General features: G+C 74.0%; 7 protein-coding genes and 2 pseudogenes. 5 read left to right on the top strand and 4 right to left on the bottom strand.

Features of this window, described 5'->3' with window-relative positions; translation table 11 throughout:
* Nucleotides 1-21: 21 nt before the first annotated feature.
* Nucleotides 22-897, bottom strand: coding sequence for an LD-carboxypeptidase (locus MicB006_RS18025; RefSeq protein WP_370013494.1), 876 nt, complete (start codon nt 895-897; stop codon nt 22-24).
* Nucleotides 898-1,014: 117 nt separating this feature from the next.
* On the opposite strand from MicB006_RS18025, the gene MicB006_RS18020 reads away from it, so the two are divergent.
* From MicB006_RS18020 to MicB006_RS18010, 3 genes are all read left to right on the top strand, one after another.
* Nucleotides 1,015-1,782 carry a type 1 glutamine amidotransferase gene (locus MicB006_RS18020; RefSeq protein ID WP_073831540.1) on the top strand — a complete coding sequence of 256 codons (768 nt, stop codon included), beginning with the start codon at nt 1,015-1,017 and terminating at the stop codon, nt 1,780-1,782.
* A gap of 2 nt (nt 1,783-1,784) precedes the next feature.
* Nucleotides 1,785-4,808 carry a bifunctional [glutamine synthetase] adenylyltransferase/[glutamine synthetase]-adenylyl-L-tyrosine phosphorylase gene (locus MicB006_RS18015; RefSeq protein WP_116507665.1) on the top strand — a complete coding sequence of 1,008 codons (3,024 nt, stop codon included), beginning with the start codon at nt 1,785-1,787 and terminating at the stop codon, nt 4,806-4,808.
* Nucleotides 4,809-5,199: 391 nt separating this feature from the next.
* A complete protein-coding gene (locus MicB006_RS18010) occupies nt 5,200-6,270 on the top strand; it encodes an IS110 family transposase (RefSeq protein ID WP_116507663.1) in 1,071 nt (356 codons plus the stop codon).
* 160 nt (nt 6,271-6,430) lie between these two features.
* On the opposite strand, the pseudogene MicB006_RS32800 reads toward MicB006_RS18010, so the two are convergent.
* Nucleotides 6,431-7,105: pseudogene (locus MicB006_RS32800) on the bottom strand (hypothetical protein); the annotation flags it as partial.
* 168 nt (nt 7,106-7,273) lie between these two features.
* Nucleotides 7,274-8,281, bottom strand: a pseudogene (locus MicB006_RS32795) (hypothetical protein); the annotation flags it as partial.
* A 36-nt stretch (nt 8,282-8,317) separates the two neighbouring features.
* Between MicB006_RS32795 and mptB (MicB006_RS18000) the strand changes: the two are divergent.
* Together mptB (MicB006_RS18000) and mptB (MicB006_RS17995) are read left to right on the top strand one after the other, a co-directional pair.
* Nucleotides 8,318-9,730 carry a polyprenol phosphomannose-dependent alpha 1,6 mannosyltransferase MptB gene (gene mptB, locus MicB006_RS18000; protein ID WP_116507659.1) on the top strand — a complete coding sequence of 471 codons (1,413 nt, stop codon included), beginning with the start codon at nt 8,318-8,320 and terminating at the stop codon, nt 9,728-9,730.
* 11 nt (nt 9,731-9,741) lie between these two features.
* Complete coding sequence (mptB, locus tag MicB006_RS17995) at nt 9,742-11,229, top strand: polyprenol phosphomannose-dependent alpha 1,6 mannosyltransferase MptB (RefSeq protein WP_116507657.1); 1,488 nt, start codon at nt 9,742-9,744, stop codon at nt 11,227-11,229.
* Between the two features lie 58 nt (nt 11,230-11,287).
* Here the strand turns inward: mptB (MicB006_RS17995) and glnA are convergent, their stop codons facing one another.
* The gene (gene glnA, locus MicB006_RS17990; protein ID WP_116507655.1) at nt 11,288-12,712 is read right to left on the bottom strand and encodes a type I glutamate--ammonia ligase; all 1,425 of its coding nucleotides are present in this window, start codon (nt 12,710-12,712) and stop codon (nt 11,288-11,290) included.
* Nucleotides 12,713-12,844 lie beyond the last annotated feature (132 nt).

Raw genomic sequence — 12,844 nt, 5'->3', positions numbered from 1 at the left:
GGCCGGGGCCGGGGCTCGGCGTCAGCGGACGGCGGACGTCACGGTGAGGGTGCCGGTGGTGGCGTCCAGAACCGCGGGGGTGCCAACCGGGACGGTGAGCTGGCCGGGGCCGTGGCCGATCGGCAGGCCGCCGAGGACAGGTACGCCCAGGTCGCCCAGGCGGTCGGTGAGCACGTCGACGACAGTGGTGTCCCAGTCGTCCGCGCACTCGGTGAACTGACCCACAGCCACAGCGGCGATGCCGTCCAGCGCGCCGCAGCGACGCAGGTGGGTGAGCATCCGGTCGATCTTGTACGGCGGCTCCTGCACCTCCTCGACCAGCAGGATCGCCCCGGTCAGGTCGGGCATGTCCGGCGTGCCGATCGACGCGGTGATCAGGCACAGGTTGCCGCCGAGCAGCCGGCCCTCGGCCCGGCCGGGCACCCGCACCGGGTACGTCTCCTCCGCCTCGACAGCCGCCACCGTCACCGGCTCGACGCTGGTCAGCGCGGCGTGCAGCGACTCCGCCGAGCGGAGCGGGGTGCGCTCGTCCCGCCACGCGGCCCCCGGGCCGTGCACGCCGGCCAGCCGGGCGCCCCGCCAGAGCGCGAACTGCAACGCGGTGATGTCGGAGAACCCGGCCACCACCTTCGGGTCCCGGCGTACCGCCGCCATGTCGATCAGGTCGACCACCCGCTGCGCGCCGTAGCCGCCCCGGGTGCAGATCACGCCGCGGATCTCCGGGTCGGCGAACGCCGCGTTCAGGTCCGCGGCCCGCAGCGCGTCGTCGCCGGCCAGGTAACCCCGCCTGGCGTACGCGTTCGGCGCGGGCACCGGCCGCAGCCCCCAGCCGGTCAGCAGCTCGATGCCACGGGCCACCCGCTCGGGACGGGTCGGTCCGGACGGGGACACCAGCATCACCGCGTCGCCGGGACGCAGGGCCGGTGGGCGCAGGCAGTCGTCGGGCACGATCGGCAGCCTAGTGCCGCCGAGCCGAGGGGCCCGCTGTCGGGCGTACCGGTTAGCCTCGACGTCGTGGCGACCGCGCTGGTGATCGAGAACGACCCGACCGACGACCTCCGCCGCCTGGGGGAGTGGCTCACCGAAGGGGGCCTGGAGCTGCGCGTCCTGCGTCCGCACGCCGGTGACGCGCTCCCCGCCGACCTGGAGGGATATGCCGCCCTGGTGGTGCTCGGCGGCGACCAGCAGGCGTACCCGGGGCCCGACGGCGCCCCCGGCGCGCCCTGGTTCCCGGCGCTGGAAGGGCTGCTGCGCAAGGCGGTCCGCCAGCGCGTGCCCACGCTCGCGATCTGCCTCGGCGCGCAACTGCTCGCCACCGCGCACGCCGGCCTGGTCGAGCGCAGCCCGTCCGGGCCGGAGATCGGCCCGGCGCTGGTGGGCCGGCGCGACGCCGCCGAGGACGATCCGCTGTTCCGGTACGTGCCGTTGATGCCCGACGTGCTCCAGTGGCACGCCGACGAGATCACCGAGCTGCCGCACGGCGCGACGCTGCTGGCCGCGTCCACCCGCTACCCGCACCAGGCGTTCCGCCTCGGCGACCGGGCCTGGGGCCTGCAGTTCCACATCGAGTGCGACACCGCGATGATCGCCGAGTGGTCCCGCGACTCGGCGGTGCTCGCCGAGCTGGACTACGACCCGGAGCTGGTGGTGGCCGCCTGCGACCGGGTGATGGCAGACGTCGAGGAGGCGTGGCAGCCGTTCGCGATCCGGTTCGCCGCGCTCGCGCTCGGCGAACTCGGCGACGACAACCCGCGCCGCAGCCTGCCGCTGCTCGGGGCCTGAGGGTGACCCGGCCGGCCCGCGGGCGCCTGGCCCGCTACGGATTCGCCGAGGGTGACGGCGCGACGCGCGCCGCCGACCTGCTCGGCCCGGACGGGCTCGCGCTGTGGCGACCCGACACGCAGGAGCCGGCCGACGAACGCGCCGCCGAGCTGCTCGCCGCGCTGTCCCGCGCCGCCGACCCGGACCTGGCCCTGCGTCAGCTGCACCGGATGGTCGAGTCCGAGCGGCGCTCCGGCGACGAGGTGGCCGTACGCGACGCGCTGGCCGCCGACCCCGGGCTGCGCCGCCGGCTGATCGCGGTGCTCGGCGCCTCCTCCGCGCTCGGCGACCACCTGGTGGCCAACCCCGGGCAGTGGGCGGTGCTGGCCACCGAGCCGGACGGGCTCGCCCCCACCGCTGACGGCCGGCTCGACCTGAGCGTGGCCGCCCGGCTCACCAACATGACCGGCGCGGTCCCGCTGCTGCGGCAGGCGTACCGGCTGGCGCTGTTGCGGATCGCGGCGGCCGACCTGACCGGCGGGCGCGGCCTGGAGCAGACCATGGCGGCGCTGTCCGGGCTGGCCGACGCCACGCTGGCCGCCGCCTACGACATCGCCGTCGCCGAGCTGCCCGAGGGCACGCCGCGCCCCCGCCTCGCCGTGGTGGCGATGGGCAAGTGCGGCGGCGACGAGCTGAACTACGTCTCCGACGTCGACGTCATCTTCGTCTCCGCGACCGACGACGACCTGCCCGCCGCCACCCAGGTCGCCACCCGGCTGATCCAGATCTGCGGCCTGGTGGCCTGGCCGGTCGACGCGGCGCTGCGCCCCGAGGGCAACCGGGGGCCGCTGGTCCGCACGCTCGCCAGCCACCTCGCCTACTACAAGCGCTGGGCCCGCACCTGGGAGTTCCAGGCGCTGCTCAAGGCCCGCCCGGCCGCCGGCGACCTGGAGCTGGCCCGGGAGTGGATCGAGGCGCTGGCCCCGCTCGTGTGGACCGCCGCCGAACGCCCCGAGGCGGTCGAGGACGTCCGGTCCATGCGCCGCAAGATCCTCGACAACGTGCCGCCGAAGGAGCTGGAACGCGAGATCAAGCGCGGTCCGGGCGGGCTGCGCGACATCGAGTTCGCCGTCCAGTTGCTTCAGCTCGTGCACGGCCGGGGCGACGAGTCGCTGCGGGTGCCGGGCACCGTGCCGGCGCTGCGCGCGCTCGTCGCCGGCGGCTACGTCGGGCGCGCCGACGGGGAGGCGCTACTGCGCGGCTACCGCTTCCTGCGCGCCGTCGAGCACCGGCTCCAGCTCCAGGCGCTGCGCCGCACCCACACCGTGCCGACCGAACCGGCCGCGCTGCGCTGGCTCGCCGCCGCGCTCGGCTACGCGGCCACGCCGGGCCGCAGCGCCGTCGAGGAGTTCCGCGCCGAGTGGGTCACCCACGCCGCCGAGGTACGCCGGCTGCACGCCAAACTGCTCTACCGGCCGCTGCTGGAATCCGTGGCCCGGGTACCGGCCGAAGGGCTGCGGCTCACGCCCGAGGCGGCGCGGCACCGGCTGGAGGTGCTCGGCTTCGCCGACCCGGCCGGCGCGCTGCGGCACCTGCAGGCGCTCACCGGCGGCGTCAGCCGTACCGCCGCGATCCAGCGCACGCTGCTGCCGGTGCTGCTCGACGAGTTCGCCGACGCCCCCGAGCCGGACCGCGGTCTGCTCAACTACCGGCAGGTGTCCGACAAGCTCGGCAGCACCCCGTGGTACCTGCGCCTGCTGCGCGACTCCGGCCCTGTCGCGCGCCGCCTGGCCCGGGTGCTCTCCTCGTCCCGGTACGCGGCCGACATGCTGTCCCGCGAGCCGGAGGCGCTGCGGCTGCTCGCCGAGGACAGCGAACTGACCCCGCGCCCGCGCGAGACGCTCGTCGACGGGTTCGCCGCCGCGGCCGCCCGGCACGACGACCCGGTCGAGGCGATCCGGGCGGTCCGCGCCCTGCGCCGCCGGGAACTGGTCCGGATCGCCGCCGCCGACGTGCTCAGCCGCGCCGGCTCGCTCGCCCCGCTCACCCCCCGCCCGGTCGGCGGCGGGGAACGCCGGCCCACGGTGGTGGACGTGACGGCGGTGGGCACCGCGCTGTCCCACGTCGCCGACGCCACGCTCGCCGCCGCGCTGCGCGCGGCCCGTACCGTCCACCCCGGACCGCCCGGGCTGCGCTTCGCGGTGATCGGCATGGGCCGGCTCGGCGGGTACGAGTCCAACTACCTCTCCGACGCCGACGTGCTGTTCGTCTACGACCCGCCGCCCGGCGTGGACGAGAGCACCGCGAGCGCGGCGGCGCACGCCGTCGCCGAGGAGCTGCGCCGGCTGCTGTCCGCGCCCGCCCCCGACCCGCCGCTCGGCGTCGACGCCGACCTGCGCCCCGAGGGCCGGCAGGGCCCGCTGGTCCGCAGCCTCGCCGCGTACGCGCAGTACTACGCGCGCTGGTCCCGCGTATGGGAGGCGCAGGCGCTGCTGCGGGCCCGGTTCGTCTGCGGCGACGCCGACCTGGGCGCCGAGTTCGAGGCGATGATCGAGCCGGTGCGCTACCCGGCCGACGGGCTGACCCGCGAGCAGGTCATCGAGATCCGCCGGATCAAGGCGCGGGTCGAGACCGAGCGGCTGCCCCGCGGCGCCGACCCGGCCACCCACACCAAACTGGGCCGGGGCGGGCTCGCCGACGTCGAGTGGGCCGTGCAGCTGCTCCAGCTCCGGTACGCCGGCCGGATACCCGAGCTGCGCGGCACCCGTACGCTCGACGCCCTGACCGCCGCGCGCGACGCCGGGCTGCTCGACGCCACCGACGCCGCCGAGCTGGCCGCCGGCTGGACGCTCGCCGCCGAGGTGCGTGACGCGCTGATGCTGGTACGCGGCCGGGCCGGTGACCAGCTGCCCCGGCACGGGGTGGAGCTGGCCGGGGTGGTGCGGCTGCTGGGGCGCGAGGACCAGGGCGAGTTCCTCGACGAGTACCTGCGCACCGGCCGCCACTCCCGCACAGTCGTCCAGCGCATCCTGGAGTCACCCCTGTAGACCCTGCGCCCGCCCACGCCTCTTGGGGTTGCACTGCCCCGGCCTGCCTGCCTGCCTGCCCTCGCCCTGCCCTCGGTCTCGCCCTGCCCTCGGCGTCGACGCTTCTATAGGTGGGCCGGTTCCGGGTGGTTGGTATCGGTAGGGTTCGACGTCGGTGATCTATGAGTGACTCATGCAAGATCTGGCCGCTGTGAGTTGGTGTGCCGTGGCGTCGACTTGTCCTCGTGGGTTGCCGGCGTCGGCCCGGCCCACCTTGTTGGCCTGATCAGAAGCCTGTCCGCGACGGGGGTGTGCAGCCCGTGTCGCGTGACTCATCACAGATGTGCCGCTGGGTGATCGTCTCCCGGGCCGACGCCGTCCGAACGTCGTCCCGTGCAAGGGAGAACCGTCCGTGTTTCCTATCCTGGCAGAACGTCTGGCCGAGCGTGTCGACGCGGTCATCGGTGTGGACACCCATACCGATACGCACACCGCCGTGGTGCTCACCGCGGTCGGCACCGTGCTGGCGGAGATCACCGTGCCGGCCACCAACGACGGCGCCGCTGTCCTGCTGGCCTGGGCCCAGCAGCAGAGCAGCACGCTCGGAACGGGCCGGCGGGCCTGGGCCCTGGACGGCGCTCGTTGTCACGGTGTCGGTCTGCTGCGCGTCCTGCGCGCCGCGGACGAGTACGTCCTGGAAGCACCTAAACCCGCTGCCGGACGCCGCCGTCGAGGCGGCAAGTCCGACACGCTGGACGCCGTGCACGCCGCTCGTGGCGTGCTGGCCGCCGATCACGTCGCCACACCCCGCGCCGACGGCGACCGGGAAGCCCTGCGCCTGCTGCACGTCTGCCGCCGCCACTACAGCGACACCCGCACCGCCACCATCAACCTGTTCAAATCGGTGATCCTCACCGCCGACGACGACCTACGCACACAGATGCGAGGACTGAGCACCCTGCGGCAGGTCCAGCACGCCACCACCCTCACCACCACCAGCGGCAGCGGCAGCGGTCTCGACCGGCTGCGCCGCACTCACCTGGCAGCCCTCGCCGAGCAGATCCTCACCCTCGACCGGCTCCTGAAAGCCAACCTCGCCGAGATCCGCACCCTGGTCGACAAACTCTGCCCCACCCTGCTCGACCAACCCGGCATCGGCCCCGTCACCGCCGCGATCGCGCTGACCGCCTGGTCACACCCCGGCCGATTCCGCAACGAAGCCGCCTTCGCCTCACTCGCCGGCGTCAGCCCCGTCCCCGCCAGCTCCGGCCGCATCACCCGCCACCGCCTCAACCGAGGCGGCGACCGCACCCTCAACGCCGCCCTGCACACCATCGCCAAAACCCGCCAACGATGCCACCAGCCCACCAAGGACTACACCAACCGCCGCACCACAGAAGGCCACACCCCAGCCGAAATCACCCGCAGCCTCAAACGCTACATAGCCCGCCAAATCTGGCGCACCCTCGAAGCCACCACTTGACAGCAACCTTCACAGATCTTGCACTCGCAGCCCTCGCTGCGCCGCTGCCGACGCTGGTCCCGAAGCGCGAGACATGTGTTCCGTATCCCGGGATAGCCGAGAGATCTTGGTAGAGAACGGCCCCTATGGGGGCCATTTCGTACCAAGATCTCTCGCCGGGTCAGCTTGTGAGGGTGTAGGTGCCCGCTCGGGGGACCGTCACGGTGGTCCACTTGCCGTCCCGGGTGACCGTGGCGCCGTCGGAGGCGGTGAGCCAGCGGTCGTGGCGTACCCGGATCGGGATCGGGCCGGGGGCGGAGGCGCGGAATGTGATCGAGGCGCCGTCCTGGCTGATCAGTTCGCCCGGTGCGCCGACGATCGGGGTGGGGTCGGCGACCGCGTACAGCTTCCAGTGCCGGTCCGACCAGACCTCGGTCAGGTACGGCTGACCCAACTCCACCAGCTTCGCCTCGGACCGCCCCACCCAGGAGAACTCGGCGTCGGGCACTGCCACGTACTGCACCGCGTTGTCGGCCAGCCAGTCCCGGTAGGTGACGGGCGTCAGCGGAATGCCGGTGCCGTCCGCGCCGGGCACAGTGGTGAAGAACAGCGGGTTGCGGTCGATGTCGGCCTGCCGTAGCCACCCCCGGGCCAGCGGCACCTCGCCCATCCGAGCCGCCTCCCAGTAGTTGCGGGTCGGCGGCACCTCCACCCGTCCGGTGAGCCCGCGCCGGGCCAGTTCCGCGCGCAGCGAAGCGAAGTACGCCGGGTCGGCCGTCGGATCGTCGGCGCTGCGCAGGTCGGCGGTGACCACCGGCGGCTGCCACCAGCAGACGACGGCGAGCAGGGCGGCCAGCCCGGCCGCCCCGACCGCTCGGCGGGACCGACCCTCGCCGGGCCGGCCCGTGCCACGCGGGCCGCTGTCGGAACGGCCCTCGCTGTCCGGGTCCACGCCGCCTCGGCCCGCGCCGGCCCGGCCCAACCCGAGTCGACCGCTGAGGCGGCTCTCGGTGAACCATGCCGGTGGCGTCGCGGCGGCAGCCAGCAGCGGCAGCGCGAACATCACCACCAGGCGGGTGGCGTTCAGCCCGACCGGGGTGGGCAGCAACGCCGACGCCAGCACCCCGGCCGCGGACAGCAGCGCGCCCACCCGCACCGGCCGGTACGTCACGAGCGCCGCGACCAGCAGGCTCGTCACCACGGCGTGCACGGTGTCGGTGCGGCTGATGTTCATCCAGCCGCCCTCGCCGAACAGCAGCCCGGTCACGGCCAGCGACCCGGCCGCGGGTACGGCGAGCAGCAGGCCGTCGGCGTACCGGCGGGTCAGCAGCAGCGCGACGCCGACGAGCCCGACGAACAGCCCGGCCACCGGGCTGGCCGCGGAGGCGAGCAGCGCGGTGGCAGCGGCGGCGACGGTCGCCCAGACGCTCCGGCGCGCCCCGATGCCGACGTGGCCGGCCGGCGCGCCGGCGCTGGCCAGACCAGCAGCGGCACCGGCCGGACCGGCACTGGTACCGGGGTCGGCGTCGGCGTCGACGCCGGCTCCACCGGCGGCACCGGCCGGTTCGGCGGAAGCGTCGGCAGCGGCACCGGCGGGAGCGCGGTGGGCGGGCACTGTGAGCGCGAGCAGCGCGGCCAGGCCGAACGCGACGCCGAGGGCGTAGGTGACCCGGCCGGAGACCAGGTTGCCGGCGATCGTCAGCACGCCGACCAGGCTGCCGAGCAGCGGGCGGGGCACCCGGGTACGCACCAGCAGGGCGGCGAACGCGGTGGCGGAGGCGAGCAGCGCGAGCGCGCCGGTGACGCGTACGCCGAGCAGCGCCATCAGCGGCGGCGAGACGAGGCTGTAGCCCCACGGGTGCACGCCGCCGTACCAGCGCAGGTCGACCAGGGCGGACGGGTGCGCGGCGAAGAAGTCGGCGCGGGCGACCTGGGCGGACAGGTCCGAGCCGGTGACCGGCAGGGTGAGATACAGCACGGCCAGGACGAGCGCCGACGCGGCGGACACCGCCACCACCCGACCGCCCCGCATGCCCACCTCCTGATCGCGAACCACCGTACTGGCAGCATGTCGGGCGTGTCTCACCACCTCTCGCGTTGGATCGGCCTGGCGGGTTCGGTGCTGCTCGCCGTGGCCGCGTTCCTCGGCGGCGCCCTGCCCGACGGCGAGTTGCGTCCCACTCCGGTCAGCATCTGGCAGGGCCCGAACGGGCCGCTGACCATCGGGTTGTGGCTGGTCGGCACCGCGCTGCTGGCGTGGGCCTGGTGGTCGCTGCGGGACCGGGTGCCGTCGTCGCGCTGGGTGCTGGTCACAGTCGCGCTGTGGCTGCTGCCGATGCTGGTCGCGCCGCCGCTGGGCAGCCGGGACGTGTACGCGTACGCCTGCCAGGGCGCCAGTTTCTCGGCCGGGATCAACCCCTACGAGCAGGGCGTGTCAGCGCTGCCCTGCCCCTGGCTGGACACCATCTCCTTCATCTGGCGGGACACCCCGGCACCGTACGGGCCGCTGTTCGTGCTGCTCGCCGGCGCGGTGGTGGAGGCCACCGGCTCGCTGCTCGGCGCTGTCGCGCTGTTCCGGCTGCTCGCCGTGGCCGGGGTGGCGCTCACCGCGTGGGCGCTGCCGGTGCTGGCCCGCCGCTGCGGGGTGCCGCCGCGGCGGGCGCTGTGGCTGGCGCTTGCGAGCCCGCTGGTGCCCGTGCACCTGATATCCGGCGCGCACAACGACGCGCTGATGATCGGCCTGCTCGTGGCCGGGCTGGCGGTGGTGGCGGCCCGCCCGGGCCGGCCCTGGCCGTTGCTCGCCGGTGGGGCGCTGCTCGGACTCGCAGCCGCCGTCAAGGTCACCGCGCTGGTCGTGATGCCGTTCGCCGCGCTCGCCGCCATCGTCGGGGCGTACCGGATCAGGTCGCTGGTCCGCGACGGCGGGTGGGTGGTCGGCGGGTCGCTCGTGGCGCTGGCCGGGGTGACTGTCGTCTCCGGTCTGGGGCTGGGTTTCATCAGCGGGCTGGAGCAGGGCAGCCTGGTGGTGGCCTGGACGTCGCCGCCGACGGCGGTGGGGCAGACCGTCGGCTATCTGCTGGTGCCGTTCGGGGTGCACGTCGACGCGCTGCCGGTGACCCGGGCGATCGGCATGGTCGCGCTGATCGGGGTGCTGGTCTGGCTCTGGTTCCGGTCGTTCCGTCGCGGTGAGCCCTTCTGGCACGCCGCGCTGGCGCTCACCGCCACCGTCGCGCTGTCTCCGCTGTTCCACCCCTGGTACTGGCTGTGGCCGCTGGCGGTGCTCGCCGCGACCGCGCACCGCACCCTCTGGTTCTCGATCGTCACGGTGGTGTCGTCGTTCCTGGTGCTCGCCGACGGCACCGGGCTGGCCCGGTTCAGCAAGATGCCCGGTGCGCCGCTGATGACCCTGTTCGTGATCGGGGTGGTCGTGTGGTTGGTACGGTCGGCTCGCATGGGCCGGCAGCCGGTTCCCGCGGACTGAGGAGTGTGCCGGTGAGCGAGGTCGACGGACCGGTCCGGCCGATCGCCGCCGCCGTCGCCCGCTACGCCGGTCTCGCCGGGGCGGTGCTGCTCACCGCCGCGGGGTGGCTCGGCGGCGCGCTGCCCGGTCCGCCCCCGCGCAGCACGCTCGCCGCGATCTGGGCGGCCCCGAACGGGCCGCTGACGCTCGGCTGCTGGCTGGCCGGGACGCTGCTGCTGGTCGGCGCCTGGTGGTCGCTGCGGTGGGGCGCGCCGTCCGGCCGGTGGGCGTACCTGACCGCCGGGCTCTGGTCGCTGCCGCTGCTCGCCGCGCCGCCGATCGGCAGCCGCGACGTCTATTCGTACGCCTGCCAGGGCTGGACGTGGACGCAGGGGCTCAGCCCGTACCGGGTGGGGGTCGCGGCGGCCGGCTGCCCGTGGACCGACTCGGTGTCGCCGATCTGGCGGGACACCCCGGCGCCGTACGGGCCGTTCTTCGTCCTGCTGGCCGGGCTCGCCGTGCTCGCCGGCGGCGGCCTGATCGGGACGGTGGTGGCGCTGCGGCTGGTCGCGGTGGCCGGGGTGCTGCTGGCCGCGCTCTGCCTGCCCGGCCTGGCCCGGGCCGCCGGGGTGCCCACGCGCCGGGCCGCGTGGCTGGTGCTCGCCTGCCCGCTGGTCGGGATCCACCTGGTGGCCGGGGCGCACAACGACGCGCTCGCGCTCGGGCTGCTCCTGCTCGGCCTGCTGGTGCTGGTCCGCCGGCCGGGCAAGCCGCGCGCGCTGCTGGTGGCCGGGGTGCTGCTGGGCCTGGCCGTGGCGGTGAAGGCGGTGGCGGTGGTGGCGCTGCCGTTCGCGGCGCTCGCCGCCGTGCTCGGCCGCTACACCTGGCGGGCGCTGCTGCGCGACGGCGGGCAACTGGCCGCGTCGGTGCTCGGCACGCTGCTCGTCGTCTCGCTCGCCACCGGCCTCGGGCTGGGCTGGATCGGAGGGCTCGGCCACAGCGGCGACTCGCAGCAGTGGACCTCCCCGCCGACGGCTGTCGGCTTCGTCATCGACTACGCCGGTGAGCTGGCCGGGCGGCGGCCGGCGGCGGTCCCGGTGGCGCGGACGGTCGCGCTGGCGCTGCTTGCCGGAGCGTTGGTGGCGCTCTGGTGGCGGGCGTGGACGACGCTGCGGCGGCTCAACGACGCCCGGCAGCGGGTCGCCCGGCTGACTCTGGCCCGGCCCCGGGTGGCGCTGCTCGGCGCGGGGCTGGCGCTGGCCGCCACGGTGTTGCTCGCGCCGGTCTTCCACCCCTGGTACGCGATCTGGCCGCTGACCCTGCTCGCGGTCGCGGCGGTGCCGTTGGCCCGGGAGGTCTGGTTCGTGGCTCCCTGCGCGGTAGTCTCGCTGCTCACCCTGCCCGACGGGACCAACCTGGCCCGGTTCACCAAGGCGCCAGGCGCGGTGCTGATGACGGTGCTGGTGGTGGTCGTCGCGGTGACCGGCGTCCGGGCCGCGCTGCGCCGACGAGCCGCGTGAAACGGCCGGGCCGGCTCCGCCATCGCGGAGCCGGCCCGGCCGGTGCTGACGAGCGTGCTCAGCAGTCGAAGTACATGGCGAACTCGTGCGGGGTCGGGCGCAGGCGCACCGGGTCGACCTCGTTGGCCCGCTTCCACTCGACCCAGGTGGAGATCAGGTCGGGCGTGAACACGCCGCCGTCGAGCAGGTAGTCGTGGTCGGCCTCGAGCGCGTCGAGCACCTCCGGCAGCGAGCCCGGGACCTGCTTGACGTCGCCCCACTCCTCCGGCGGGAGGTCGTAGAGGTCCTTGTCGATCGGCGCCGGCGGCTCGATCTTGCTCTTGATGCCGTCGAGACCGGCCATCATCATGGCCGAGAACGCCAGGTACGGGTTGCTGGACGGGTCCGGCACCCGGAACTCGACGCGCTTGGCCTTCGGGTTGCTGCCGGTGACCGGGATGCGGGTGCACGCGGAGCGGTTGCGCTGCGAGTAGACCAGGTTCACCGGCGCCTCGAAGCCCGGCACCAGGCGGCGGTAGGAGTTCACCGTCGGGTTGGTGAAGGCGAGCAGCGAGGGGGCGTGGTGCAGGAGGCCGCCGATGTACCAGCGGGCGGTGTCGGACAGGCCGGCGTAGCCGGTCTCGTCGTAGAACAGCGGCTCGCCGCCGCGCCAGAGGCTCTGGTGGGTGTGCATGCCGGAGCCGTTGTCGCCGAACAGCGGCTTGGGCATGAACGTGGCGGTCTTGCCCGCGGCCCAGGTCTCGTTCTTGACGATGTACTTGAACAGCTGGAGCTGGTCGGCGGCGTGCAGCAGCGTGGAGAACTTGTAGTTGATCTCCGACTGGCCGGCGGTGCCCACCTCGTGGTGCGAACGCTCGACGGTGAAGCCACCGTCGACGAGGCGCCGCACGATCCGGTCGCGCAGGTCGGCGTAGTGGTCCACCGGGGGCACCGGGAAGTAGCCGCCCTTGTAGGCGGTCTTGTAGCCGCGGTTGCCGCCCTCTTCGATGCGGCCGCTGTTCCAGGCGCCTTCGATCGAGTCGATGTAGTAGAACGACTGGTGGGCGGAGGTTTCGTGGCGGATGGAGTCGAAGATGTAGAACTCCGCCTCGGCGCCGAAGTAGGCGGTGTCGGCGATGCCGCTGGCGGCGAGGTAGGCCTCGGCCTTCTTGGCGACGTTGCGGGGGTCGCGGGAGTAGGCCTCGCGGGTGAACGGGTCGTGGATGAAGAAGTTCAGCGCGAGGGTCTTCTGCGTGCGGAACGGGTCGATGAAGGCGGTGGCGACGTCCGGCAGCAGGAGCATGTCGGACTCGTGGATGGCCTGGAACCCGCGGATCGAGGAGCCGTCGAAGGCGAGGCCGTCGGTGAACACGCTGTCGTCGAACGACTCGACCGGCAGGTTGAAGTGCTGCATCACGCCGGGCAGGTCACAGAAACGTACGTCGACGAACTTCACGTCCTCGTTGGCGAGGTATCGCAGGAGTTCCTCGGAATTGGCGAACACACGTCCTCCTGGCAGGTCCACTCCGGTAGCTAACTACTGGCGACGCTATGGCCGGGGGGTTGCCCTGCCGTGTCTCGTCTGTTTCCGCCGTGTTACGTCGCTTGCGGAGCGTCATCCTAGCGCTGTCTGGTG

This window comes from Micromonospora sp. B006, assembly GCF_003408515.1.
Lineage (GTDB): Bacteria > Actinomycetota > Actinomycetes > Mycobacteriales > Micromonosporaceae > Micromonospora > Micromonospora echinospora_A.
This window is presented reverse-complemented; position numbering and strand designations above follow the sequence as displayed.